Genomic DNA, 24,217 nt, shown 5'->3' with positions numbered 1-24,217 from the left:
CCGCAGGACTCGGCCCCGCACTCATTCCGAGTGCGGGGCCGAGTTGTCTCTGGTGACTGCCGGACCTAGATCTTCAGGAAGCGGCCGAGCTGGGGTACCGCTTCGCCCGGATGCTTGGCCTGGAAACCTTCACCGATCGCTTCGAGCTTCCATTCCTGACTGCCGTTCGGGCGGTAGACCTTGGCCATGGCCATGGCGGTGAAGTTCGCGCCGCCGGGCAGGGTGAAGCGCGCCAGTTCGGCATTGTTGGTGCCGTCGACCAAGCGGCAGAAGGCATTCGCCAGCTGTTCGAAGGTGTGCCCCTTGTAGGAGGTCACAATGAACACCAGGGTGGTGACCTGCGCGGGAAGGCGGGTGAGGTCGACGAGGATGACCTCGTCGTCGCCATCGCCCTCACCGGTGAGATTGTCGCCCTGGTGGCGCACGGAGCCGTCCTTGGAGGCGAGGCTGCCGTAGTAGACGACATCCACCGGACTCGCGCCGGCGAACATCACCACCGAGGCGTCGAGATCGACGTCGGGAGCGCGATTTCCGAACATGCCGCCACGCTTGACCGGGTCCCAGCCGAGCCCCATCTTCACGTAGGTGAGGGCCGCGCCACCCTCTTTACGCAGGTTGATGCGTTGACCCTTGACCAGGCTGACGGCGTGGTTGTTCGGCAGATCGCGATCGGCGGCCGGTGCGGGGGACTGCCCCGGGCCGGATCCGTATCCGGGCGGGGGCGGATAGCCCTGCTGCGGATAGCCCTGTGGCGGAGGGGGATACCCCGGCCCCTGCGGCTGGGGCGGATATCCCGGTCCCTGGGGCGGATAGGCGCCGGGCGCCGAATAGCCCTCGTTGGGGTCGGCCGTCGGATAACCGACGGTGGGCGAGAATTCGGCCGGGGCGGGCGGCGGATAACCACCGGTCGGCGCGAACTGCGGGTTCGGCGGAGGCGGCGGAAAGCCCGCCGCGGGCGCGTATTGCGGGGCCGGCGCGGCGGCGGGCGCGGCGGACTGCGACTCGCTCACCTGCACACCGTGATCGGTGACCAGCGCACCGAATCCGCCCGCATAGCCCTGGCCGACCGCGCGCACCTTCCAACTGCCCTGCCGCCGATAGACTTCCAGCGCAATGACGATGGATTCGGCCTGCAGTCCCTCGATCCGGTACTCGAACAGGGTGTTTCCGCCGGTATCGGCGACCCTGGCGACAGCCGGGGCGATCCCGCCGAAATTGCTCCCGGGCTCGTCGAGGGTGACGACCGCGCGAATCTGCTCGATATCGGCGGGCACCGCGGCCAGCGAAATCACCAGGGCGGCGGGCTGACCGGGCGCACCGGGCTGCAACTTCACCCCGGGCCCGTTCGGCTGATTGAAGAACACGAAGTCGGCATCGGACCGAACCTTGCCGTGCTCGGTGACCAGGAGCGCGGACAGATCCGCGGGTGCGGCGATCTGCACGCTGATCACCACATCGTTGACATTCAAAGGACCGTTCTGGCCCTTCACCAATGCTGCGGCCAAGGTCGACCCTTCACTCGTCGGTGCTGACAGAGCCACTCTACGAGAAATCGCCAACCCGGTGGTGGTCGATGCGCAGCCGCTCACGACTGCCCGGGGGAATGTGCACGCTGAACTTGAAACCGCGCTGAGCTGGCGCAATGCGTTCGGCTGCCGAGCCGGTGCGGCCGTGGAGCCGCACGGTGCCGGCGGGAGCGCCGGGCACCTGGGAGCCTCGGTGAGGAAGCTGAGAGTCTGCGATGAGGGCCATTTCCGAATCCGATGAATCTCGTTGGGAGCGATAATGTTCCGGGCAAGAATTATGCCCACGGCACCGATCTGCACAAACCGTTATTCGCGTTCCTTCCAGAATAGCAACCAAACCATTGATGCCGCGAATTTGCTGACCCTCGAGTTCGACTTCAGATCGACTGAGTGCCTACACCAGTCAGGGCACGCCAAAAGTTTGCTGACATTACGGCTGTCCGCCGCCTGCCCATGGCAGTATCGATCGCGTGAGTAGCGGTGAGGTCGAGCCGGCGGAAGGGCACGAGAAGTATCTGCGCGCCTTCCGGCATCCAGCCGTGTCCAGAGCCCAGTTGGAGGATCTGCTCGATGCGGTAAATGGCTTCCTCGACACCATTACTCCCGGTGAAGGGGAATTCGTACCGCAGGGCGGCTGGGCGCCGGAATCGACGGCCATGGCCTTCCAGATCGGCCGTGCGGTCGAGCAGGTCCTCACCGAGCGGGAACAGGCCGAGCGGGAATTGCTGCACCGCCGTGAGATTCGAGATCGCCTGGTCGTAGCCCTGGACGCGGTGCTGGACTGCCTGCGCTCCCTGCCCGATCTTGCCGAGGCCGAGATCGCGCTGGGCACAACGGCAGTCAATGAAGGTTTCCAGGTATTCGACGACGGGTCCGTCCGCACCACCGTGACGCAGGAGATCGGCGCGGATATGGGCGCGCTGGAGGCCCGGCGGGTCGAACTCGACGAGCAGATGACGGCGGCGGTATCGGCCCGTACCGGATTGGTCGACGACACCGCGGACCTAGTGCGAGATCAACTGGGAGTGGCCGATGTCGGTATCCCGTGGGTGATTCTGGAGGCCACGCGCGGCGGCCTCGATGTGTCGGAGCCGTTCGAATTCGCCGCCCACCATCTGCCGGACTGCGAACTACGCGAACTCATGGTGCAGCTGGTCACCGATATCGAACTGGCACGCACGCTGGAGCACGAGACTTCCGAATAGGGCACCGCCGAATAGCGACGCCACTCCCGAATAGCCCGAAACAGGCACCGTCGGCGCGCCGGGGTGCGAGGCTGGCTGCAGCCGTGCGAACCGGGCCTTCCGAGGGGAGAATTCGGTGAAGAAGCTGATCAATGATCCGGCCGACGTGGTCGACGCCGCCCTCGCGGGTATGGCCGCCGCCCATCCCGAGCTGCGGGTCGATGCGAAACAACGGGTTGTGGTGCGCGCCGACGCGCCCGTCGCGGGCAAGGTGGGCCTGGTCTCCGGGGGCGGGTCCGGGCACGAACCGCTGCACGCCGGGTTCGTCGGCCGCGGCATGCTGGACGCCGCCTGTGCCGGGGAGATTTTCACCTCCCCGGTGCCGGACCAGATTCTGGCGGCCACCACCGCCGTGGATGCCGGGGCCGGGGTGCTGCACATCGTCAAGAACTACACGGGCGATGTGCTCAATTTCGAGATGGCCGCCGAACTCGCCGCGGCCGAGACCGGCGCGCAGGTGGCGTCGGTGGTGGTGAACGACGATGTGGCCGTGCAGGACAGCCTGTACACCGCAGGTCGCCGCGGTGTCGGCGCCACCCTGATCCTGGAGAAAATGGCCGGGGCCGCCGCCGAACAGGGCCGGCCGCTGACCGAGGTGGCGCGCATCGCCGAGCGGGTGAACAGCGAATCGCGCAGCATGGGCATGGCCTTGACCTCGGGCACGGTCCCCGCCGTCGGCCATCCGACCTTCGAATTGGGCGAAACCGAGATGGAGATCGGCGTCGGCATTCACGGTGAACCCGGACGGCGGCGGGTGCCGCTGGCTCCGGCACGGGAGATCGCCGCCATGCTCGTCGAGCCGATCCTCGCGGATCTGCCGTTCGCCCAGGGTGATCGGGTGCTCTGCTTTGTCAACGGCATGGGCGGCACCCCGCTCATCGAGCTGTACCTCATGTTCGACGAGGTGTCCCGCCTGCTGCGCGGTCACGGCGTGGAGATCGTCCGCTCGCTGGCGGGTTCGTACATCACCTCGCTGGATATGGCGGGCTGCTCGGTGACGCTGACCCGGCTCGACGAGGAGCTCACCGCGCTGTGGGATGCACCGGTCCGCACTCCGGCACTGCGATGGGGGATCTGATGACGGTGGATGCGGCGGCCTGGGTGCGCGGGTTCGCGGCCCTGGTCGATGCGCACGCCCACGAGCTGACGGCGCTCGACGCCGCCATCGGCGATGCCGACCATGGCACGAATATGCAACGCGGGATGTCGGCGGCCGTTGCGGCGCTGGATGATTCAGATGCGGGCGGGACGGCGGCCGAGGTGTGCAAGCAGACCGCCATGGTGCTCATTCGCACCGTCGGCGGCGCGAGTGGTCCGCTGTACGGCACGTTCTTCCTGCGGTTCGCCGGTGCGATTCAACCCGATACGGAGACAGCCGATTTCGCGCGCGCCTTTCGTGCCGGGCTCGACGGCGTGATTGCCCGGGGCAAAGCCGAACTCGGCGACAAGACCATGATCGATGCCCTCTCCCCCGCCGCGGATGCGCTCGACAAGCAGGTCGCGGCGGGTGCCGCCCCGGCCGAAGCGCTGGATGCGGCGGTCGCCGCCGCCGAATCCGGCAGGGACGCAACAACTTCCCTGCTCGCCCGCAAGGGCCGCGCGTCCTATCTCGGCGAACGCAGTGTCGGACACCAGGATCCGGGTGCGACCAGCGCCGCGCTGCTGGTGCTCGCCGCCCGGCAGGCCCTGCGATGATCGGCCTGGTCGTCGTCTCGCACAGCCGTCCCCTCGCCAGAGCGGCGGTCGCGCTGGCCACCGAGCTATTGCCCGCCCAGGCGGTGCGCGTCGAAATCGCCGCTGGCTCATACGACAACAGCCTCGGCACGGATGCGGTCGCCGTGGCCGAGGCCATTACCGCGGCCGACAGCGGTGACGGCGTCCTCGTCCTCATGGATCTCGGCAGCGCGGTGCTCTCCGCCGAAACGGCGGTCGATCTCCTGGAGACCCCGGTCCAGGTCCGTCTGTGCGCCGCGCCGTTCGTGGAGGGCCTGGTCGCCGCCCTGGCAATGGCGGGCAGCGGCGCAGACCTGGAGAAGGTGGCGCAGGAGGCCGAACACGCCCTGACCGCCAAGCGAACACAGCTCGGTGTGCTGACACGGCTGGATGATCCCGAAGGCGAATCCCCTGCGCCCTCCGATTCGATCGCACCGCCGACCACCACCGCACCCCGCACCGTGGCCGTCATCGAGGTGACGAACGAACACGGCCTGCACGCCCGCCCCGCCGCCGAACTGGTAGCGGCCCTGCGAGATTTCGATGCCGATGTCGAACTCCGCAATGCGACCACCGGCGCGGGCCCGGTCCCGGCGGACAGTCTGACCCGAGTGCTGACCCTCGGCCTGCTGTCCGGCCACCAATTGGAGGTATCGGCGCTCGGCCCGGAAGCGGCTGCGGCCATCGAGATCGTGCGCGCTTCGACCTCTGGACACTGAAGGACGCACCGGTCCAGGTGGATTCGCCTGGATCACGCAGGCCCTCGCCCGGAGCCCGGCCAATGACCGCCTCGAGGGCCGGTGACCTGACCTGCTTTCGCCTGCCGAGGGTCAGGGGCAAGATCGTGGGCATGACCCTGAAGGAGCAAGCAGTCACATTCCTCGGACTCCACCAGCCCGGCAATCCGGTGATTCTGCCGACGGTCTGGGATGCCTGGTCGGCGAAACTGGTGCAGGAGGCCGGTTTCTCGGCATTGACCGTCGGTAGCCACCCGCTCGCGAATTCCCTCGGTAAAGAAGACAAGGAGGGCATGACGTTCACCGAGGTGACCGCCCGCATTCGCGAGATCACCGCCGCCGTGACCATCCCCGTGTCAGTGGATATCGAATCCGGCTACGCCCAGAAGCCCGCCGACCTGATCAACGGGCTGCTCGACGCCGGCGCGGTCGGCCTCAATATCGAGGATTCCGTGCACAGCGAGGGCGGTCGCCTCCGCACCCCGCAAGAGCACGCCGACCTCGTCGCGGAGCTCCGCCAGGCCGCCGACACCACAGACGTCCACTTCGTGATCAATGCCCGCACCGACGTCTTCCTGCGTCAGGACACCGGCAACCCCGCCGAACGCCTCGAAAGCGCCCTCACCCGTTTACGTCTCGCCGCCGAAGCCGGCGCCGACGTTCTCTACCCGGTCGGCCGCCACGACCCCGAAACCCTCCGCACCCTCTGCACCGACCTCCCCCTCCCCATCAACGCCATCGGCATCCCCGCCGAAGCCAACCGCGCCGCCCTCGCCGAATCCGGCGTAGCCCGAGTAAGTTTCGGCCCCTTCCTCCAGAACGCCCTCACCGAACACGCCAACACCCTCATTGCCCCTTGGCGCTGAGCGACCGCCGGGCCCGCTATGGGCCCGGCTCTTTCGGCTCACCCGCCCCGCACCTACATAGCTGATGCCGCTTCCGGAAGTCGTGCCCGGAACTGGTCTTCACAACGACGCCCAGAGCGCAGCATCGAGCAGTCCGGTCATGTCACGTCCGGCGATTCGAACCATCCACACAACTGACCCGAAGCCCAACCGCCCGAGATCATCTCGCGTCGTTCCGGGACCATCGAAACGTCCGCTACTGCCGAATGCAGGATCACGCCTCCCGGGACGGGATCGTTCACCATGGCAAGCTCACGGTATGGACAGCGCGCTTACCTTCGACACCGGGCGGTTGGTGTTGCTGGATCGGGGCACCTACCGTTGGGTGAGCCTGAAGAGGTTCCGGATTGACTCAGTGCTGCCGGTCTCCGAGTTGCTGTCCGCGCTTGTCGCACATCCGCGTTACCGCGACCACTTCGCGTCTGCCTTCGAAACCCAAGACATCCACACGCTGCACGGACCGTACCGGGTGGAGTGCATCACGGCAGATACCTTCCGGTCTATCAACTCCTCGTCGGCACGGACCTTGTTGCAGGACTGGTCGGACAATGCTGGGGTGCCGGTGTCCCGGGAGGTTCAAGCCGAGTTGGACACGCAAGTGTTTCCGTTGTTGGAGGCACCGGAGTTGTTTCAACTGCCCGACCTTCGCCCTGATGCCCAGCATGACTGGGGTTGGGTTGTGGGCGTCGACGGCTTTCATGAACTAGTAGCGATCGATCAAGCGGATAGAGTGCTCACTCTTATCGTGGCAGCAGACGACTAGCGAAGACTTCCGCTCATGCCGCATACCGCGCTGTTGAGTTCGGCCACTTGGCTTCTCGGGAAGGCTACGACCGAGATCACCTTCGGCAACTAGTCGAATGGCTGTGGGCCACATGGGGTTGGCTGGAGAATCGGCCTGAGCGGTCAAAGATCGCACTGGGGCGGCATATTTTGCCGGTGAGGCGGGGTTTGTGACCGCTCAGGCCGATCGAGAACTCTGACCGTGGAAGGTCAACTGGCGGTGTTCAACCGGGGCCGGTCGAACGCACCCGATTGCCGAGTTGAGGATGCCTGGCGGTCAATCGTGCGATCGGCCCCGCACTACGTAGTCAGGGCAGGCAGCGTGTGAGCAGGGCGCGTATCTGGTCCTCGGTGGGGGGGACGGTGGTTGCCATGCCGCGCAAGGTGATTCCCTGTGCCGTGTCGGCGAGCAGGGTCGCGGTGCCGGGGTCGGTGTAGTGCGCGTACAGGGTGCGGGTGGCTTCGGTGAAACGATCGGCGATCGGCCGCAGTCCTGGACGGCGGATCGCGGCGACATAGAGTTCGAGCTGCACGGTGGTCACGGTGCGCTGCGGACCGAAGCAGTCCACCAGCGCCTTCGCGGTCAGGTCGATGACCTCGCCGATGCTCATGCCGGGGTTCGTCTGCGGGATCGCGGCCATGGTGGCGGCGTATTCGGCGACGCAGATTTCGAGGGCGGCCGCGAGCAGGTCTTCCTTGTCCTTGTAGTGGTAGGTCGTGCCGGCGATCGGGACGTCGGCGGCCTCGGCGACCGCGCGGTGGGTCAAGCCCTCCACGCCGCGCTCGCCGATCACCGCGATCGCGGCGCGGGCGATGCGATCGCGGCGCTCGGGATCGAACCGGCGCCGCCGCACGGGCCGCTCGGAATCGGGGGCCTGATCGGCCATTGTTTCCTCCAAAACCACTGTTCGAACGTGTCAGCCTCCCCATAGGGTACATATGTACCTAATGCGACGTGTGACACAACAAGGTCATTTCCGGCCGATCTTAAGGTACAAATGTACTTATCAGTCCGCGTGGCGGAGCCATCGATCGAAAGGAGCAGGCATAATGCCGTTCGCACCGTGTCTCGGCGTGAAGGACCCCGCCGTGAGCAAAGCGTTCTACGAGAAGCTCGGATTCACCGTCGACAGCGCGACCGCGACCGAGAATGACGACATCCACATGGTCCTGTTCGACGGCCAGTTCTGCGGAATGCTGTATCGGAACACACAATTGGAGAACTGGCTGCCGCCACTGAAAGGTAAGCCGATCGGGTTCACCGGCATGTTCTACCTCGAAGTCCAGGACTTCCAGGGCATGCTCGACACCTGCGCCGCGGTGACCGAGATCGTGCGCGGCCCGTCGGCCGATCACACCGGCACCCGCGAGTTCTACATCGCCGACCCCGACGGCTACATCCTGGGCATCAACGATGCCGCCTCGCGTCAGAACAGCGACCTGGTCGGCGGATACGCCACCGAATCCTGACCCGCGCCCACCACCCGGCCGACACCGAAAGTGCCCTAATGCCGGCCTCGCCCTTCACCTTCCGGCCCGCAACGGCCCGTGATCACCCGTTCCTGGAGCAGATGCTGCTGGAAGCGGCTGCCGCGTCGGGCGACATCCTGACTCCGGACACTCTCGCGAGCCAGGAACACACATTCCGGTACGTCGCGGAGTGGGGACGCGCGACCGACGTCGGCGTGATCGCCGTGGATGAGCTCGGGGTGCACGCGGGCGCGGCGTGGGCGCGGCTGTTCGACCGCGCCATGGGTTCACCGGCATTCCTGGGTGAGCAGATCCCCGAGATCACTATCGCGGTGGCACCGGATTTCCGTCGCCGCCAACTCGGCACGGCGCTGCTGACCGAGCTGGCCGATGCCGCCCGCGCGGCAGGGTTTCTCGCGCTGAGCCTGGGCGTGGAAACCGACAACACCGCCGCGCAACAGCTCTACCGCCGTGATGGCTGGGCCCTGCACCACACCGCCGGTGACTACACCATCCTCAGCAAAGACCTGCGGACCCCGCACTCCGGGTGAGCCGAAACATTCAGGGCGCGAAAGGAATACGACCCTCATGACTGCTACCAGCAGCACTCCCATCGCATCGGTGGCCTCCTACGCCATCTGGGCCGCGGACGGACGCGCTCTCGCCGAGTTCTACGCCGCGGCACTGGGCACGAGCATCGCCCAGGAATACCCCGACGAAACCGGAAACCCCGTCGCGTTCCTGCTCACCGTCGGCACCACCGCGTACGTGTTCTACACCGCGAAGGAATTCACCGCGCCGAACTGGCCCGCCGATGAGCTGCCCTTCCACCTGGACCTCACCTTCCCCGACCTGCGCGCCGGTGAACAACGACTCCTCGAACTCGGTGCCAGCAAACCCGACTTCCAACCCGGCGGCGACCAATGGACCGTGCTGCGCGACCCCTCCGGACAACCCTTCTGCATCAGCCAAGCAGCCCCCACCGCCTGACCGCGACGGCGATATGACGCCAGCCGAACGCGCGCTACTAGCCGCTGACCGCGCGGTTCGAAGCGACAGTGCGGCGCGGTGGAAGGTCGCCGGGGCGAGATCATCTCGTGCGGCCGCACCGGTACCGGTAGTTCGGTGCAGTGCCCACTAGGCCGGGGACATCCCGCCTGAGCGGTCAGAGATCGTGGTTGAACGGCAATTTTGCCGCCATGACGAGGTTTGTGACCGCTCAGGCCGATCGATGCCCGGATTAACCACTCCTGCAATAACACCCACGGGCGCTGAGGGCGGCAAGACTTGCGAAGACTCGCCCGCGATACCTCATGTCAACGAATTACGCGGCCATCAATCGACCAAGCGGTCGCTCGACCTCAGAAACCAGTCGAGGATTTCTTCTCCGGCTCGGATGCCGGCGGCGCTGGTGATGGTGAGGCTGGGGTGGGTCCAGGCGAGTTCTTCCAATTCGCCGTGGCGCGGACGGATCGCGGCGTCCGAGGCGCGCAGCATTTCAGCATCGAGTGCACCATCTCCTGCCGAGAGCAGCCGGGCGGCGGGGTCCAGATTACCCGAATCCTCCAGGCGTCGGCGAACTTCCGCGACCGTCCGGCTCTTACAGACCGAGATGGGCATCGTGTAGATCTTGCGGCCCTGCTGGGAGGCAGACCAGCCGCGTGGGCGGCACCAGGCGTCCCATTCGGCGAGGAAGTCGGCGGGTAGGGCTTCGAGATTCACCACCAGGTAGCAGAACAGGTTGTCGGCGACCCGATACTTCAAGACGAAGGAATCGTCAGTCCGCGAACGCAATTCGGCACCGACCTCGGCGAGAGATGCGCTGGTGGCACGAACGTCGGCGGCCAGGCTCGCGCGCCAGTGCGGGTCCGGCCGACCGTTGTCGAGAATATTGCCGCCGTTGGTGGTGACGGCGTATCGCCAGGGAGCACCGGGCAGCTGAATCCTGTTGAACTGCTCGATCGTTCGGGTGGTGGTCGGAACGACCACCGCAAGCTCGGTCAGTGCCTTCAGGCTATCGGCGGCATCGGCGGTCATATAGGACAGGGGTTCGCCGTCCAGGTGTTCCACACAGACCGTGGACAGTTCCGGTACCGGACCGAAAGCGTTGCGGGAGTAGATCATGGTGCGATCGAGATCGGTCGCGACCAGAGTTCGCCTCGGCGATCGATGGCCAACCACTACTGGTTCACATCCTTGATCAGTCCCATGCAGGCGTAGGCCAGATCGGGAACCACCTCGACCGGTACACCGCGGGTGGCGGCCAGCATTCTGATATGCGCGTGCTCGGGTGCGTCGGCATCGCGCACAAGCACTCGCCACGGGAGGCGGCGCAGCAGCACCCTGGTCGTCTCTCCCACACCGGGTTTCACGAAATTGACACTGGATATGCCGTACGCTTCGCGCACCTTCTCGACTGATGCCCATCCGACCCAGGTGGGTGTCCGATCGGATTGCTGAATCTCGGCGACCCGGCCGGCGACCCAGGGCCGAACCGTATCGAAGCACGAGCTGACCTCGTCCACCAGTCGCCCGGAGACGTCCGCGCCCGCCAGCTCCCGGTAGAACTTCGCACCGTGGAAGTCGCGCTGACCGATCAGCGCATCATTCAGCACTGTCCGTGACACCAGACCGGAAACAGTGGAATTCAAACAAGCCGAGGCGATGAGGAAGTCGTCACGCGTACCGTACGTGCGGACACAGCTGCCCGGATCGGCGAGTACGACGAGCTCGTCATTGAAACGAGCGCCGCCCGCGCGGTGGTAGGCATCGAGGGCCTCGCTGAGTTCCCTGGTGATCGCCCCCTTTCCGGTCCAGCCGTCCACGAACACGATGCTCGCCGGATCATGCTGCTGGGCAAGATAATCCAGTGCCACCGCGTCGATACCGCGATCCCGCACGATCGATACCGCATAGTGCGGCACGTCTATTCCGCGAGTACGCAGCCAACGGCGCATGAGCAGACCGATCGGCGTTCCGGCCCGTGCCAGCGACACCAGGACAATGTCCCGGCCACGTTCCGCGACAACCAATTCCGCAACGGTAGCCACCGCCAGCGCCAACCGCTGCGCGCTCTCCGCGAGCACCTTGTCGAACAGTTCGCGGTACGCGGCGTCGGGTTGATATTCCACGGGCAGCGACTCCGCATAGTGTGCGGTTCCGGCCTGGATGCGCCGTTCCCGGTCCACCACATCGGCTTCCAGATCCGCTGCCGACAGATCCTTCAGCAACCACGCCACCTCATCCGGTGCGTATGAGCCGAATTCCGGTCCGCGCAACGCCGACGGGAGTAGCAGCGCCCGCGACGCGCCGAGGTTCGAGCTGCTGGAACTGCCACGGACCGCCGCGCGAACCGACGCTAGTCGGCGCGGGTCGGCGCCCCGCAGCACGGCAAGCACAACATCGGCTCCGGCGGCAGTCAGGACATCCAGCAGTCCGCCGACGGCCGTCATCCGGTCGGTGTCGGCGGGTTCATCGGCGATCACCAGGATGATCGGGTCGGGTGCATACGGCTCCGGCCAGTGCGCGTTGTACAGGTAGCGGGGCGACTCTTCGCCGGATTCCGGTGCTGTGAAACGGAATCCACGACGTAGCGGATAGCCGGGTTCATCCAGTACGTAGGCCGGCGAGCGCGTGGTGGTCTGGTAGCGGGTGGGTACACCGCCATCCGCGAGTACGCCGGCCAGGCGCAGCGGAAGGTACATGAATTCTTCGTGCCCGAGCACGACCACCGGTCGCTGCGCGAATTCCCGCTCCGCAGCGCTGCGGTCCGCGCCATTCCCGGTCCCCCAGGGCAGCGAATCCAGTTCCTGCCGCAGCACGACGGCGGTGCTCGAAAGCGCGGTTTCGAATTCCTCGACTTCGGTGTGCAGAATTCCGTGCCGACCACCCTCGGGAACCGTTTCCGGCCAGGGTAGTTCGATGCGAGCGGTTCGGCCGCGTACGGCAGCGCTGGGATTGAGCTCCGGATCGGGAAGCGCCGCAACGGATTCGACCAGATCAGTGGGAAGAAGCGTCTCACCCGAGGCCAAGCACACCGTGTCGATGCGCACACCTAGTTCGCGAGCCCCCGCATCGAATGCCGCCCGATCGGCCTCGGTACGCATGTCCACCAGCGAGGCAAGTACGTAGTGCGGGCGCGGAGTAAACGCGTGCAGGGCTCTGATCGCATCGAGGGCTGTTGCGCCGGTTGAGATTTCATCGTCCACCAGCACCATCGGCAGCTCGTTGCGGAAGATCTCCGCAGGCATCGGCTGCAGCATGTGCGATGTGGCGTGCGAGTGCCCCTCCTCGAATCGGGTGAGCGTCTCGGCGGTCGGCACCACACGACGAGTCGAGTGCAGGTAGCACTCAGCCTGGATGCGCGCGGCCACGCAGTGGCCCAATCCGGTTGCGGTTTCCGCGAAGCCGAGCACGATGACCGGACCGTCGACTAAATCGCGGACTCGATCACCGAGCCGGTTTCCGGCCTCGATCACGCGGTGCGGATCCGTCGGCAGGTGCTTGCCGAGGACAGTGGAGACCAGGAGATGACCGCGCCGCGGATTGCGGCGCAGACCGGGTTCGAGCAACGTCGAGATATGCCACTTGTCGGCCGGTGGATAGGACTCGCAGTGCCGCAGTCCGAGTCCGAGTTCACGGGTCGCCCAGGGCGCGGAAGTCACGATGCCACCAGCACTTTCAGTAGATCCACGAAGGACGTCCCGGTATTGGTGACCCCGAATACCCGGGCGCGCAGCAGCGTTTGCCGGGCCCAGCTGCGATGCGGGCGCATCTCGTTCATCTTGTTGCGGTATTCGGAGGCGGCGACGCCGCCGACGTCCTCGCGCAGAATGTCGAGGGCATCGAGGTACTCCTCGTGTGTCACGACCGAAAGTGCGTGCACCACAGCCACATGCGAGGGATGGATGACCGTCTTGCCCTGAATGCCGTTGGCGCGGTCCAGCGTGATCTCCCGAAGCAGCCCGTCCAGATCACGGCTGACCAGGTACTGCCGGAACGGCACCGCATCGACCTCGGCGAAGGGCGAGGTGCGCAGCAGCGGGCGGAACATGCGCTCGTGGTCGGCGAAGTACTCCCACACCGGCCCGGTGATGGTGAATCCCGTTCCGTCCGTACGCCCGAGGTAGTTCACGATATCGGCGATGACGTCGGCGACCACCCGCACGTCGTAGATGGTGAGATCGCGATCGCGGCGAATACCGAAGGTGGAGCACATATCCGTGGCCCCGATGCGCACCGCGAGCACCTGTTCCCGGCGCGCGGAGAGCATCGATTGAATGCGGTGCAGTTCGGTATCGCGGGTCTGCCGGTGCACCAGCGAGGGTGATTCCAGCACCGGCATGCCGAAGAGCGTGCGGCCCAGGCGTTCCGAGGCGGCGTCGAGTGCGGCGAGGTAGTCCGGGCCGGAGACGCTGTCGAATTTGGGGAACACGAATCCGGTGAGCGCCACGGCCCCGGGTCCGAGGCATTCGATGATTTCGCCGACGCTGGCGGCATCGCGCACCCGCACGAACAGCAGCGGACACGGGTCCACACCCGCGCCCAGCTCCTCGATGGTGAGCGCGGCCTGCCTCTTCGCGAATTGCAGTTCGTGGTCGGCGACCGCGTCCTCGAGATCGATGACCATGGAGCACACGCCGCGTTCGGCCCGCCGCACGATGGTGGCGGTGAGATCGGGACGGGTCGCGGGCACGTACAGCGTCGCCCCGAGCGCCATGGACAGCAGGTCGCGGTCGGTGGAGCCGCCGAAGGGTTCGGGCAGCTGATGGAAGAGCAGTCGCAGCTCAGGTCCGGGGACCTGCCGGAAGTGCCGCATCGGGAACCGTTTTCGGAGCGATATGGGCGCGAATCCCGGATAAGTGGTGATAACTCCGGTCATCGGCCCTCGTTCCTCCTACTGTTCGGTCGGCTATCTATCGGTTTTGCGCATGCGGTCGACAACACCCGTCAGAAACCCGGAAATGGCATCCAGTTCGGATATGTAGGCCCAGTAGTCCGGATGTGGTCCGACCAGTCCGCCCGCCGCCCGTTCGAGGCGTTCGGCCTGGGCATCCAGGACCGAGCCCCACTGGGCGACAAGTCCGCTGTTCACCGCCAGCATCTGCGCGTCACGCAGTTTGAACCGGACGGTTTTGGCCTTCTCCTGCGGCTGCGCTCGCACCTCGCGCAGCAGGCTCAACCGGTCGGTGACGGCGTCGGCCTGCTCCTCGGCGGTGGCGAGGAGGCCGCGGGCGGATGTGGTCAACTCAAGGGTTTGCTCCGGGTCGTTGTTCTGCAGGGCGGCCCGGGCTTTCGACAGTTCCGCAGCAGCGGCGTCGATGGCTCGGTGGGCTTGGCGCTCATTGTTCGCCAAATCCGCGGAACTTGCAGCGTTGAACTCTCGGAGCAGCGCGGACCGCGCCGGCGCGAGGCGTTCGGTACGGGTCTGCACGGCCGATAACCGGGTCGCCGCGGAGGCGAGTGCGGTGCTCGCCGAATGCTGTTTGCCCGGTGCCTCTTCCAGGGCCCTTGACAGCGATCGGGTATGCGCCTCCAATTCGGTCGCCGCCTGCCGCACCACCCCCGCCCCACCACCGGCAACGGCTCCCTCGAGTGTGACGAGAGCCTCATCCACGGCCGCCGCAAACTGCCGCACCGAGGGGTACCCGGCGTACGGCGAGGCATCGGCGGCCTGCCGGGCCTGCTGCGCCGCGGACCGCACCTGCGCGACCAACTGCGGCACCGACGACAGCAGCGCGACCGAGTGCTCGAGGTGCGCCTGATTGGCGTGATAGAACTCGTCCACCCCGCGGGCGGCCTCGGCGAGCCGCCGCACCTGGGCGTCGATCTCGGGCTGCGGCACCGGGATTCCGTCACGTTCGGCCTGGTCCAAGCGCTCGTTCAAGGCCAGATAGGCGCCCGCCGCGTCATAGCAGCGCGCCCGCACCCGCTCCCACTGCGCGGTCATACCGCGCTCCGGCGCTATCTGCGCGGAGGCCGCGACGGCATTCTCGGCAATGCTCTGCCGGGTGTCCATGTCGAGGAAGGCAGCGGTCAGCGCCTGCCGGGCCTGCTGCACCCACGCCGTGTCCCTCGCCGGGGTCCGGAACCATCCACGCTTACGGCCTGCCACGCCCCGATGTTAGGTGGCCGTTCACATCCTGGGCGACTGTGACGATGAACCCGGTGACATGTCGTGAGACAGGGTTGTCCCCCGCGATGTCCTCGGTTTGTTCGTGCGCAGGGCAGGTGTGAGCTACTAGGGTCGTACTTGCGGACTCCGGCAATTCGGACATACCGCTGTAAAGCAGCTCTACCACAAGGCTTGAAAGCTTTCGAACGGAAGGGATTCCCGCATGGGTGTCAGTTTGTCCAAGGGCGGCAATGTTTCGCTGACCAAGCAGGCTCCGAACCTGACCGCCGTGGCCGTGGGGCTGGGCTGGGATGTGCGGACCACCACCGGGACCGATTTCGATCTGGACGCAAGCGCCATCGCGACCGGTGCCGACAAGAAGGTGTTGTCGGACAAGCACTTCATCTTCTTCAACAACCTGCAGTCCCCGGAGGGCACCATCGTGCACACCGGCGACAACCTCACCGGCGAGGGCGAGGGTGACGACGAGACCATCAATATCGATCTCGCGAACACCCCGCCGACCATCGAGTCCATCGTCTTCCCGGTCTCGATCTACGACGCCGATTCGCGCGCCCAGAGCTTCGGCCAGGTCCGCAATGCCTACATCCGGGTCGTCGACCGGGCCACCAATGCCGAGCTCGCCCGCTACGACCTCAGCGAGGACGCCTCCACCGAGACCGCCATGGTCTTCGGCGAGCTGTACCGCAGCGGGGCCGAGTGGAAGTTCCGCGCCATCGGCCAGGGCTACGCCTCCGGCCTGTCGGGCATCGCGCGCGACTTCGGCGTGAACGTCTAACCGAACAAAGTCTTCACGCATCAGGGGCTCGGGCACCCGAGCCCCTGCCCTGTGCGGGTGCTCGGCGTGGACGTCAGGCCCGAAGGCAGCAGCCTGCGTAACCACGTAGGGCCCGACCACGCCGAATGTTCGGCACTGCTCTGAAAATCGAATCGATACCGGCACTACGAAAGGCCCTCCGCGGTGCGTATTTTCGGCCTCTCCATGATCGTCTCGGTGGTGGCTCTCATAGCGGCATTCGTATACGGCGGTGTCACAGGACTGGCTCTGTGCGCCATCCTGGGTGTCCTCGAAGTGTCGCTGTCGTTCGACAATGCGGTCATCAATGCCAGTGTCCTGCAACGGATGAGCGAGTTCTGGCAGAAGATCTTCCTGACCGTCGGCGTGCTCATCGCCGTCTTCGGCATGCGCCTGGTGTTCCCGCTGGGCATCGTGTGGGTCACCGCCGGCCTGGATCCGAAGCGGGCCTTCGACCTGGCGCTGAACCCGCCGGCCGACGGCGCGCTCACCTTCGCCGACGGCAGCCCCTCCTACGAGAAGCTGCTCACCGACGCGCATCCGCAGATCGCGGCCTTCGGTGGCGCGTTCCTGCTGCTGCTGTTCCTGAACTTCATTCTGGAGGAGCACGAGGTCACCTGGCTCGGCTGGCTGGAGCGGCCATTGGCCAAACTCGGCAAGCTGGACATGCTTTCGGTGGTCCTGACCCTCGGCGCGATCGTCATCGCCGCGGAATTCATTGCGAACAGCGATGATCGGGGCACCGTGCTGCTGTCGGGCGTGCTGGGTGTGATCACCTACATCCTGGTGGACGGGCTCGGCTCGGTCTTCCACACCGAGGAGGAGGGCGAATCCTCCTCCGGGCCTTCCGAAGCCGTGAAGGTGGCGGGTAAGGCGGGCTTCTTCCTGTTCCTCTACCTGGAAGTGCTCGACGCCTCGTTCTCCTTCGACGGCGTGATCGGCGCGTTCGCCATCACCTCCGACCCGATCCTGATCGCCTTGGGCCTGGGCCTCATCGGCGCCATGTTCGTCCGCTCCATCACCGTATTCCTGGTCCGCAAGGGCACGCTGTCGGAGTACGTGTACCTGGAGCACGGCGCGCACTGGGCCATCGGCGCGCTGTCGATCATCCTGCTGATCTCGATCGGCGTGCACGTCAACGAGGTCGTCACCGGTCTGGTGGGTGTGGCGTTCATCGGAGCGGCGTTCATTACCAGCATCATTCGCAATCGCCGGGAAGGCGATGACGACGAGTCCAAGAGTGTGAGCACCAACGAGCCCACACCGGTCGGCTGATACCGGTTCACTGACACCGGCTCACAGCATGCGGCGCGGCGCGGCCAGATGCCTGGCCCGCCGCACCGATATGCGCGACCACACCGACTGCTGAATCGCGAGCGTGGCCCAGCCCGCCAAGGCCATACCGGCCACATTCAGCAGCAACTGCGCCACGCTCCCCCAGATGGTCGAGCCATTGCCGAAGGCCACTCCCAGCGCGATATTGCCCGCGGCGGGGACGGTGGTCACCGAGATGAAAACGCCTGCCAGGCCAACCGATTTCGACGAGGTCATGGACAGCACCCCGGCCGCGCCGGCGACCACCGCGACGATGAAGGACCACTTGTCGGGTGTGTAGATGAATGCGGTGCCGGGTCGGGGGCCGATCACATCGTCCAGAGTGACCCAGCCCAGCCCCCGGCCGATGAGCGTCAGCGCGATCGTGACCGCGATGGCGGCCAGGAAGCCCAGCACCAATGTGCGAATCGCGAGCTGCAGCAATACGAAACGCCTCCGCACCAGCGCCACGCCCAATGCGGCGATGGGGCCGAACTCGGGCCCGAGCACCATGGCGCCCACCGTCAGAATCTGTGAATCCGTAATGATCGCAATGCTCGCGATGACGGTGGCCAGAGTCAGGAAGCTCAAGAACGTCCAGTTGAGTTCGGTCTCGTCGTAGGACCGCTGGGTCACCTCCGCCCACACCACCGAGTCGGCGCTGCTGCCCGGCGCCCGCAGTTCTGCGTCGAATCCACTACGCGACATCCAGGTTGCGACCTGTTCGATCTCGATACTGCCCTCTTGGTGGACCTTCAAAATACGCAGCTTGTCCACCACGTCGTTGGCGGCCTCCCGCGCCACCTGCGCGGTGATCACATCGCCCGGCGGCCGAATCGCGGCGCCGCGGAAAACGGCGAGCCCGGTGACCGCCTCATCGCTCTCCAGGGCAGACAGGACAGCATCAGTCATGGCGCCGGGGGCCATGATCCGCAGGTGCAGCATGGCCACAGTCTGCCTCGCGCAGTGCCCGATTCGAAGTACGCCGAGCCAGCCGCGCACATCCGGAAGCTTGGTGCGGGACCCAGCCCGAAGCGCGGCACCGGAGAGGGTGCCGCGCTCGGTTGATCAGGCCCGCGCCAATTGCGGTAGCGCGTCGGGCACTGTGCGTTCGGGCTGCGCTGTGCGTTCAGGCTGCGCTGTGCGTTCAGGCTGCGCTGTGCGTTCAGGCTGCGCTGTGCGTTCAGGCTGCGCTGTGCGTTCAGGCTGCGCTGTGACCTCAGGCTGCGTCGTGGCTTCGAGCTGCGCGGCAGATTCGGCCTGAGCAGGTGCGGCCGGGGCCTTGCGGGAGGCGAGCACCATGCCGAGCACGCCGACTGCGAGTCCGGCAATGGTCAAGGGGTGCAGGGGTTGTGCGATGACGAGCCAGGCCAGCACCGCGGTGGTGACGGGGGTGGCGAAGAAGAGCTTCCCGACACGGGTCGCGTCCCAGCGCCGCAGCATGGCATTGAGCAGCAGGAACGCGCCCATGGAATTCATCAGCACCATCCAGGTCAGTGAAACCCCGAACCGGCCGGGATCGCTGATGTGGAAGTTGCCGCTCAGCAGGACGAGCACTGCGGCGAAGGGCACACTGGCCAGCTGGTGCACGGCGGTGGCGGCGCGGCTGTCCACGGTGGGGGTGAACTTCTTCTGGTACACCGTGCCGAGGCTCAGGCCGAGCAGGCCGATGACGCACAGCAGCAGGCCCATCCAGGAGAAGGCCGACTGATCACTGACGGCGAGGGCGACGCCGATGCCGCCGATGCCGAAGCCGATCCACTGCCGGCGGGTGATGTGCTCACCGAGGACACCCGAGAAGAGCGCGATGACAACGGGATTCAGGCCCTGCATCAGGGCGATCACCACGGCCGGGACATGCTCGCCCATGGCGGTGTAGAAGGCCCCGAACTGCACGATCTGCATGAGCAGTCCGGCGATGATCACATGCCGCAGTTCCCGGCCGCGCGGCCAGACCGCTTGCACCGCAAGGCCGTACAGCACCAGCAGCGGCCCGGCGAAGGTGTACCGGGCGAACAGCACCACCATCGGCGGGGCCGCGCCGACGCCGATGATTCCGACGATGAACGCGCTGCTCCACATGAGAACGAAGACGGGCTGTGCCACACCCTCCATGAGTCGATTCTTCATCGCTACCTCTCAAGTAACCCCTTGATGTGGTTACTACCTTCCACTCCTTTCGGTAACCAGTCAAGGGGGTTATTGTGGGAAGTATGTTCACCTTCGTCAGCGGCAACCTCGCACTGGATTTCATCGGGACGGTGCAATCCCGGCGCGCCGAGTTCACCGATCTCCTCGAGACCCCGGACGACCTGGCCGAATGGGCGGTCGGGGCCACCTTGCTGGACAACGCCCCGGCGGCCGATCCCGCCGCACTGGCCGATGCGACACGATTGCGGGAAGCCGCCTACCGACTGGCGCTGGCCGTCACCCACGGTGAACCGTTCGGCGCACCGGATCGGCAGCTCGTGAACGACCTCGCGCGGGGCACACTTCCGGAGCTCACGGTCGAGGCCGACGGCTCGGTAAAACGCAGCGGCACAATCGAAACCGCGCTCGCCGCCATCGCTCGCTCGGCCGTCGAACTGATCGGCGGCGCGGATCGAGGACGGATCAAGGAGTGCGGGCGCGCGGATTGCACCCGCCTGTACGTCGACACCTCACGCGCGGGTTCGCGGCGCTGGTGCGATATGACGGTGTGCGGAAACCGGGCCAAGAGCGCGGCATTCCGGGCCCGGAACACCGAAACCGACTCGCACGCAGCACATTAGAGCGCCGAATACGCGAGCACCGGCTGCGGCGGCTGTTCCAATTCCCTTGTCGTATCAATGATTCCGCGCGATTTCGCACACACGAAAACGAAGAAGAACACGACCAGCAGCATCGCGCGACCCCACACCCCGAACTGCACGACATTCTCCTGCAGATCAGCGGACCGCCCGGAGCCGAGCGCGTAGAAGTAGCGGAACACCCCGATGCCGATCGCCGCATCGGCCAGCAGGTACACCCCGATGAGCGACCACGGCACCTCCAGCAGCACCAGGAACGGGATCAGCCACAGCGTGTACTGCGGCGAATGCACCTTGTGCAGCAACAGGAATCCGCACAGCATGGCCCCGCTCACACCGACCCACGGATATACGCCGGTCAGCAGATAGCGCCGCCAGCCCAGCCACGCTGCCAGCACGAACGCCGCCAGAATCAGCAGCGGCGAGGCGGCCGACACCACGTTCTGGAAGGTGGCCTCACTCTGCCGCGAGTTGCCGAACAGCGGGCGCAGACCCCAGTACCACACGGAATTGGTGGTGATATCGGCCTGCCGCAGCTCCTGGAAGGTGATCGACGCCCGCCAGCCCTGGAAACCCGCCAGCGCGAACGGCAGGTTGATCAGCACCACCGTGACCACGGCCGTCGCCGCCACCGCCAGCGCGCCGCGCACATCGAAGTGCCGCGAGTGCACGCCCGGCGGCGTCTCACCTCGGCACTCGACGGTCGGCTCACCCACGAGAACGTGAAGTAGTAGCGGCAGCACGAAGATTCCCGGATACAGCTTCAGGCAGAACCCGATGCCGAGCAGCACCGCGGCCGCAATTCCCCGCGCCCGCAACGAATATCGGGTCATGGTGGTCACCACGTAGACCGCGCCGACCGCCGTGCACACCACCGGCAGCTCCCAATTGTGGAAGGCGTACAGGATCAGCGGCGGTCCGGCCGCCCACAGCAGTGCGGCCCGGCCGGCCAGCTTGCCCAGCATGTAGGCGGTCAGCAGTGCGAAAGGCGCCAGCAGCAGCGCCGAATGCAGCAGGAAGGCGGCGTCATTGTCGGCGCCGATCGCGCCCAGCCACATGAAAAGCCCACTGAGCACCGGGTATTCGACGGCGCCGCCGGTAAGCGCGCCACCCGGGGTGATGCCGCCGGAGAGATACGGGAAAACGTGCTCATTGATATCGCGGCCCAGCCAGAGGAACTGGATATCCGAATAACAGACGTGCGAATCCTTGATGGTGTCGAAGATCGTGCTGCGACCCGACTCGTCGAACGGAGCTCCCGCACACCGCGCCTTGTTGAAGTAGGCGACCAGTAGTGTGACGGCACACACCATTACCGAGATGATCGCCAGCCGAGAACGCTCCGCGTCCTCCCCGCGACCGGAGGCCGGCACCCGGCCCGCGCCGCGGCCGGCGACCGGCACAGTGGTGACGGGTCGGTTCGACATGGCCCCCACCCTAGGGGCCACGCCCGGTCAGCGGCTTCCTTTGGTCGGCGAGCAGGTGGATTTCGCTGCTCAGAGCAGGTCATGTAGCCTTGGCGGGTTGCTGACGCAACGAACCCTCCTGCCATGGATCGTCCATGGCCGTTTAAGCCCATAGGAGGTGATGAGGTCCGTGCGTCATTATGAAGTGATGGTTATCCTCGATCCGAGCCTGGACGAGCGCACCGTTGGCCCGAACCTGAACACCATGCTCGGCGTGGTTGGTCAGGAAGGCGGCAAGGTCGACAACGTCGACATCTGGGGCAAGCGTCGTCTCGCTTACGAGATCGCCAAGCAGGCCGAAGGCATCTACGCGGTGGTCAAGCTGACCGCCGAGTCGGCCACGGTCAGCGAACTCGATCGCCAGCTGGGACTGAACGAGTCGGTGCTGCGCACCAAGGTGCTGCGGCTCGGCAAGAAGTAGGTCCTGTCCTCCCGCATGTGCGCTCACACAGCGTCGGTCTGTATCTCTAGGCTGACTGCCAACAGGCGAGTGCACTGCGGACTGCACCGGATATAGCAGGAGGAACCATGGCAGCAGGCGACACGGTCATCACCGTCATCGGAAACTTGACGGCTGACCCCGAGCTTCGATTCACGCCCGCGGGAGCGGCCGTCGCGAACTTCACGGTCGCGTCGACTCCCCGTGTGTTCGACCGTAATACCAATGAATGGAAAGACGGCGAAGCGCTTTTCTTGCGCTGCAACATCTGGCGAGAAGCTGCGGAAAATGTTGCCGAGAGCCTGACCCGTGGATCTCGGGTGATCGTGAGTGGACGGCTGAAGCAGCGCTCCTATGAAACCCGCGAGGGTGAGAAGCGCACAGTCGTCGAGCTCGAGGTCGAAGAGGTCGGTCCGTCCCTGAAGTACGCGACCGCGAAGATCAACAAAACCACCCGTGGCGGTGGCGGCGGAGGTTTCGCGGGCGGCGGCGGCGCTCCCCAGGGGGGCGGCGGTCAGGGCGGCGGCGGAGGTTTCTCCGGCGGCGGTGCCAGCAGTGGCAGTGGCGGAGGTCGTGGCGGCCAGAGTGCCGGCGACGACCCGTGGGGCAGTGCGCCCGCGGCCGGCTCCTTCGGGGGCGGGCAGCAGATGGACGATGAACCGCCGTTCTAGACAACGGCATTCGCAGGGAGCCACCGGCTCCCCCAGGATTACGGAGTAAAACCCATGGCCAAAGCACCGGCACGCGAGAAGGTGCTGAAGAAGAAGGCTTGCGCCTTCTGCAAGGAAGCAAAGACCGGCAGCGTCAACATCGACTACAAGGACACCGCGCTGCTGCGCAAGTACGTGTCCGATCGCGGCAAGATCCGCGCACGTCGTGTGACCGGCAACTGCGTGCAGCACCAGCGCGACATTGCCGTAGCCGTCAAGAACTCCCGTGAGGTGGCTCTGCTGCCTTACGTGTCCACGGCTCGCTGAGAAGGGAAGACACAGCAATGAAGTTGATCCTGACTGCTGATGTTGACAACCTCGGTGCGCCCGGCGACACCGTTGAGGTCAAGGACGGTTACGGCCGTAACTTCCTGCTCCCCCGCGGACTGGCGATTTCCGCCACCCGTGGTGCCGAGAAGCAGGTTGCGGGCATCCGTCGTGCCCAGGACGCGCGCAAGGTGCGCGACCTGGATCACGCCAACGAGCTGAAGCAGGCCATCGAGGGCCTGACGGGCGTGGCGCTGTCGGTGAAGACCGCCGGCACCGGCAAGCTCTTCGGTTCGGTCACCACCGCCGACGTCGCGGCAGCCATCAAGGTTGCCGGCGGCCCGGTCGTCGACAAGCGCAGCATCGAGCTGCCGAAGGCTCACATCAAGAGCACCGGCAAGCACAATGTCGTGGTGCACCTGCACCCCGATGTGGCTGCCAAGTTCGACCTGCAGGTCAACGGCGCCGAGTAATTCGGCCCGAGAGCGGAGGCCTCCTTCGCACCTAGGTGCGTGGGTGGCCTCCGATTCTGTCTGTCCGGTATAGGTTTGCCAGGTATTGCCTATTTCGCCTCGCGAGTTCTGCTCGTGGGGCATCGCCATGCGCGCTTCGGAGTGTTCGCCCGGGGTGTGTATGACAAAGCAAACCAACCATTCGCATTGTGTAGCAGGTCACATGCCTGACGAATGCCGTTCACCCAACACGCCCGAAGGTGGACGTCCAGCGACACGCCGGACCAATTTGATCCACAGTTACGTTCACTGAGAAATGGCCCACTACCTGGGTGTTGGTGAACCCGGCCGATTGTTGTCCCCACGTTATGCACAGGGGGTGCACAACGGTTGGTGAACAACACCCACTTTGTCCACAGGTGTATCCACAGCTCGGTTTGGCGGGTGCCTGTCCGGTCGCCTAGGTTCGCA

25 protein-coding genes are annotated in these 24,217 nt (G+C 65.8%); 16 read left to right on the top strand and 9 right to left on the bottom strand.

The window, feature by feature from the left end; all coding sequences use genetic code 11:
* Nucleotides 1–65: 65 nt before the first annotated feature.
* Entirely contained in the window at nt 66–1,505 is a 1,440-nt protein-coding gene (locus tag OG716_RS32245; protein WP_405134226.1) for a TerD family protein, read from the bottom strand.
* Nucleotides 1,506–1,996: 491 nt separating this feature from the next.
* On the opposite strand from OG716_RS32245, the gene OG716_RS32240 reads away from it, so the two are divergent.
* The 6 genes from OG716_RS32240 (at nt 1,997) to OG716_RS32215 (ending at nt 6,888) form a co-directional block, all read left to right on the top strand.
* On the top strand, nt 1,997–2,731 hold the full coding sequence (locus OG716_RS32240; RefSeq protein WP_355125089.1) for a hypothetical protein: 735 nt from the start codon (nt 1,997–1,999) through the stop codon (nt 2,729–2,731).
* 115 nt (nt 2,732–2,846) lie between these two features.
* Entirely contained in the window at nt 2,847–3,848 is a 1,002-nt protein-coding gene (dhaK, locus tag OG716_RS32235) for a dihydroxyacetone kinase subunit DhaK (protein WP_405134225.1), read from the top strand.
* Nucleotides 3,848–4,465 (top strand): dihydroxyacetone kinase subunit DhaL, encoded by a 618-nt coding sequence (gene dhaL / locus OG716_RS32230; protein ID WP_405134224.1) that lies wholly within the window; start codon nt 3,848–3,850, stop codon nt 4,463–4,465. The genes dhaK and dhaL overlap by 1 nt, the downstream gene beginning before the upstream one ends.
* Nucleotides 4,462–5,202 carry a dihydroxyacetone kinase phosphoryl donor subunit DhaM gene (dhaM, locus tag OG716_RS32225; protein ID WP_405134223.1) on the top strand — a complete coding sequence of 247 codons (741 nt, stop codon included), beginning with the start codon at nt 4,462–4,464 and terminating at the stop codon, nt 5,200–5,202. Before dhaL ends, dhaM begins: the two co-directional genes overlap by 4 nt.
* A gap of 131 nt (nt 5,203–5,333) precedes the next feature.
* The gene (locus OG716_RS32220) at nt 5,334–6,086 is read left to right on the top strand and encodes an isocitrate lyase/phosphoenolpyruvate mutase family protein (protein ID WP_405134222.1); all 753 of its coding nucleotides are present in this window, start codon (nt 5,334–5,336) and stop codon (nt 6,084–6,086) included.
* Nucleotides 6,087–6,384: 298 nt separating this feature from the next.
* The gene (locus OG716_RS32215; protein WP_405134221.1) at nt 6,385–6,888 is read left to right on the top strand and encodes a hypothetical protein; all 504 of its coding nucleotides are present in this window, start codon (nt 6,385–6,387) and stop codon (nt 6,886–6,888) included.
* Nucleotides 6,889–7,216: 328 nt separating this feature from the next.
* On the opposite strand, the gene OG716_RS32210 is transcribed toward OG716_RS32215, so the two are convergent.
* Entirely contained in the window at nt 7,217–7,795 is a 579-nt protein-coding gene (locus OG716_RS32210) for a TetR/AcrR family transcriptional regulator (protein WP_405134220.1), read from the bottom strand.
* 163 nt (nt 7,796–7,958) lie between these two features.
* Here OG716_RS32210 and OG716_RS32205 point away from each other — a divergent pair, with 163 nt between their 5' ends.
* The 3 genes from OG716_RS32205 to OG716_RS32195 are packed head-to-tail and all read left to right on the top strand — an operon-like array spanning nt 7,959 to nt 9,368.
* The gene (locus OG716_RS32205; RefSeq protein ID WP_405134219.1) at nt 7,959–8,378 is read left to right on the top strand and encodes a VOC family protein; all 420 of its coding nucleotides are present in this window, start codon (nt 7,959–7,961) and stop codon (nt 8,376–8,378) included.
* Between the two features lie 38 nt (nt 8,379–8,416).
* Entirely contained in the window at nt 8,417–8,929 is a 513-nt protein-coding gene (locus tag OG716_RS32200) for a GNAT family N-acetyltransferase (RefSeq protein ID WP_405134218.1), read from the top strand.
* A 37-nt stretch (nt 8,930–8,966) separates the two neighbouring features.
* On the top strand, nt 8,967–9,368 hold the full coding sequence (locus tag OG716_RS32195) for a VOC family protein (RefSeq protein WP_405134217.1): 402 nt from the start codon (nt 8,967–8,969) through the stop codon (nt 9,366–9,368).
* 345 nt (nt 9,369–9,713) lie between these two features.
* On the opposite strand, the gene OG716_RS32190 is transcribed toward OG716_RS32195, so the two are convergent.
* The 4 genes from OG716_RS32190 to OG716_RS32175 form a co-directional block, all read right to left on the bottom strand.
* Nucleotides 9,714–10,502, bottom strand: coding sequence for an HAD family hydrolase (locus OG716_RS32190; RefSeq protein WP_405140056.1), 789 nt, complete (start codon nt 10,500–10,502; stop codon nt 9,714–9,716).
* 56 nt (nt 10,503–10,558) lie between these two features.
* Nucleotides 10,559–13,042 carry a phosphoribosyltransferase gene (locus OG716_RS32185; RefSeq protein ID WP_405134216.1) on the bottom strand — a complete coding sequence of 828 codons (2,484 nt, stop codon included), beginning with the start codon at nt 13,040–13,042 and terminating at the stop codon, nt 10,559–10,561.
* Complete coding sequence (locus tag OG716_RS32180; RefSeq protein WP_405140054.1) at nt 13,039–14,196, bottom strand: HpcH/HpaI aldolase/citrate lyase family protein; 1,158 nt, start codon at nt 14,194–14,196, stop codon at nt 13,039–13,041. Before OG716_RS32180 ends, OG716_RS32185 begins: the two co-directional genes overlap by 4 nt.
* Nucleotides 14,197–14,289: 93 nt before the next feature.
* On the bottom strand, nt 14,290–15,492 hold the full coding sequence (locus OG716_RS32175) for a hypothetical protein (RefSeq protein WP_405134215.1): 1,203 nt from the start codon (nt 15,490–15,492) through the stop codon (nt 14,290–14,292).
* 223 nt (nt 15,493–15,715) lie between these two features.
* Here OG716_RS32175 and OG716_RS32170 point away from each other — a divergent pair, with 223 nt between their 5' ends.
* Both OG716_RS32170 and OG716_RS32165 read left to right on the top strand, forming a co-directional pair.
* Nucleotides 15,716–16,291: a TerD family protein gene (locus tag OG716_RS32170; RefSeq protein ID WP_405134214.1), complete on the top strand. Its 576-nt coding sequence runs from the start codon at nt 15,716–15,718 to the stop codon at nt 16,289–16,291.
* Between the two features lie 183 nt (nt 16,292–16,474).
* Nucleotides 16,475–17,584, top strand: coding sequence for a DUF475 domain-containing protein (locus OG716_RS32165; protein WP_405134213.1), 1,110 nt, complete (start codon nt 16,475–16,477; stop codon nt 17,582–17,584).
* A gap of 21 nt (nt 17,585–17,605) precedes the next feature.
* Here OG716_RS32165 and OG716_RS32160 read toward each other — a convergent pair whose 3' ends face one another.
* Together OG716_RS32160 and OG716_RS32155 are read right to left on the bottom strand one after the other, a co-directional pair.
* Nucleotides 17,606–18,568, bottom strand: a complete 963-nt coding sequence (locus OG716_RS32160) for a DUF389 domain-containing protein (protein ID WP_405134212.1) — start codon at nt 18,566–18,568, stop codon at nt 17,606–17,608.
* A 123-nt stretch (nt 18,569–18,691) separates the two neighbouring features.
* Nucleotides 18,692–19,753, bottom strand: coding sequence for an EamA family transporter (locus OG716_RS32155; protein WP_405134211.1), 1,062 nt, complete (start codon nt 19,751–19,753; stop codon nt 18,692–18,694).
* Between the two features lie 83 nt (nt 19,754–19,836).
* Here OG716_RS32155 and OG716_RS32150 point away from each other — a divergent pair, with 83 nt between their 5' ends.
* On the top strand, nt 19,837–20,394 hold the full coding sequence (locus tag OG716_RS32150; RefSeq protein ID WP_405134210.1) for a CGNR zinc finger domain-containing protein: 558 nt from the start codon (nt 19,837–19,839) through the stop codon (nt 20,392–20,394).
* Here the strand turns inward: OG716_RS32150 and OG716_RS32145 are convergent.
* Nucleotides 20,391–21,725, bottom strand: coding sequence for a hypothetical protein (locus OG716_RS32145; protein WP_405140052.1), 1,335 nt, complete (start codon nt 21,723–21,725; stop codon nt 20,391–20,393). The genes OG716_RS32150 and OG716_RS32145 overlap by 4 nt on opposite strands.
* A gap of 283 nt (nt 21,726–22,008) precedes the next feature.
* On the opposite strand from OG716_RS32145, the gene rpsF reads away from it, so the two are divergent.
* From rpsF to rplI, 4 genes are all read left to right on the top strand, one after another.
* Nucleotides 22,009–22,299, top strand: a complete 291-nt coding sequence (rpsF, locus tag OG716_RS32140) for a 30S ribosomal protein S6 (RefSeq protein WP_297614012.1) — start codon at nt 22,009–22,011, stop codon at nt 22,297–22,299.
* Between the two features lie 107 nt (nt 22,300–22,406).
* The gene (locus OG716_RS32135) at nt 22,407–22,988 is read left to right on the top strand and encodes a single-stranded DNA-binding protein (protein WP_405134209.1); all 582 of its coding nucleotides are present in this window, start codon (nt 22,407–22,409) and stop codon (nt 22,986–22,988) included.
* 54 nt (nt 22,989–23,042) lie between these two features.
* Nucleotides 23,043–23,294, top strand: a complete 252-nt coding sequence (gene rpsR / locus OG716_RS32130; RefSeq protein ID WP_297614015.1) for a 30S ribosomal protein S18 — start codon at nt 23,043–23,045, stop codon at nt 23,292–23,294.
* Nucleotides 23,295–23,311: 17 nt separating this feature from the next.
* On the top strand, nt 23,312–23,767 hold the full coding sequence (gene rplI, locus OG716_RS32125) for a 50S ribosomal protein L9 (RefSeq protein ID WP_327142835.1): 456 nt from the start codon (nt 23,312–23,314) through the stop codon (nt 23,765–23,767).
* Nucleotides 23,768–24,217 lie beyond the last annotated feature (450 nt).

It is taken from the genome of Nocardia sp. NBC_01388 (genome assembly GCF_045040085.1).
Classification (GTDB): Bacteria; Actinomycetota; Actinomycetes; order Mycobacteriales; family Mycobacteriaceae; genus Nocardia.
The sequence above is the reverse complement of the archived record's forward strand: the minus strand, read 5'-3'. Positions and strand labels throughout refer to the sequence as shown.

What these genes read in the sequence shown, in the direction of transcription:
- dhaL (WP_405134224.1), top strand. Translation starts at nt 3,848, where the DNA reads ATGACGGTGGATGCGGCGGCCTGGGTGCGCGGGTTCGCGGCCCTGGTC.
- dhaM (WP_405134223.1), top strand. Translation starts at nt 4,462, where the DNA reads ATGATCGGCCTGGTCGTCGTCTCGCACAGCCGTCCCCTCGCCAGAGCG.
- OG716_RS32220 (WP_405134222.1), top strand. Translation starts at nt 5,334, where the DNA reads ATGACCCTGAAGGAGCAAGCAGTCACATTCCTCGGACTCCACCAGCCC.
- OG716_RS32215 (WP_405134221.1), top strand. Translation starts at nt 6,385, where the DNA reads ATGGACAGCGCGCTTACCTTCGACACCGGGCGGTTGGTGTTGCTGGAT.
- OG716_RS32210 (WP_405134220.1), bottom strand. Translation starts at nt 7,795, where the DNA reads ATGGCCGATCAGGCCCCCGATTCCGAGCGGCCCGTGCGGCGGCGCCGG.
- OG716_RS32205 (WP_405134219.1), top strand. Translation starts at nt 7,959, where the DNA reads ATGCCGTTCGCACCGTGTCTCGGCGTGAAGGACCCCGCCGTGAGCAAA.
- OG716_RS32200 (WP_405134218.1), top strand. Translation starts at nt 8,417, where the DNA reads ATGCCGGCCTCGCCCTTCACCTTCCGGCCCGCAACGGCCCGTGATCAC.
- OG716_RS32195 (WP_405134217.1), top strand. Translation starts at nt 8,967, where the DNA reads ATGACTGCTACCAGCAGCACTCCCATCGCATCGGTGGCCTCCTACGCC.
- OG716_RS32190 (WP_405140056.1), bottom strand. Translation starts at nt 10,502, where the DNA reads ATGATCTACTCCCGCAACGCTTTCGGTCCGGTACCGGAACTGTCCACG.
- OG716_RS32180 (WP_405140054.1), bottom strand. Translation starts at nt 14,196, where the DNA reads ATGCGGCACTTCCGGCAGGTCCCCGGACCTGAGCTGCGACTGCTCTTC.
- OG716_RS32170 (WP_405134214.1), top strand. Translation starts at nt 15,716, where the DNA reads ATGGGTGTCAGTTTGTCCAAGGGCGGCAATGTTTCGCTGACCAAGCAG.
- OG716_RS32160 (WP_405134212.1), bottom strand. Translation starts at nt 18,568, where the DNA reads ATGCTGCACCTGCGGATCATGGCCCCCGGCGCCATGACTGATGCTGTC.
- OG716_RS32155 (WP_405134211.1), bottom strand. Translation starts at nt 19,753, where the DNA reads ATGAAGAATCGACTCATGGAGGGTGTGGCACAGCCCGTCTTCGTTCTC.
- OG716_RS32150 (WP_405134210.1), top strand. Translation starts at nt 19,837, where the DNA reads ATGTTCACCTTCGTCAGCGGCAACCTCGCACTGGATTTCATCGGGACG.
- OG716_RS32145 (WP_405140052.1), bottom strand. Translation starts at nt 21,725, where the DNA reads ATGGTGTGTGCCGTCACACTACTGGTCGCCTACTTCAACAAGGCGCGG.
- OG716_RS32135 (WP_405134209.1), top strand. Translation starts at nt 22,407, where the DNA reads ATGGCAGCAGGCGACACGGTCATCACCGTCATCGGAAACTTGACGGCT.
- rpsR (WP_297614015.1), top strand. Translation starts at nt 23,043, where the DNA reads ATGGCCAAAGCACCGGCACGCGAGAAGGTGCTGAAGAAGAAGGCTTGC.
- rplI (WP_327142835.1), top strand. Translation starts at nt 23,312, where the DNA reads ATGAAGTTGATCCTGACTGCTGATGTTGACAACCTCGGTGCGCCCGGC.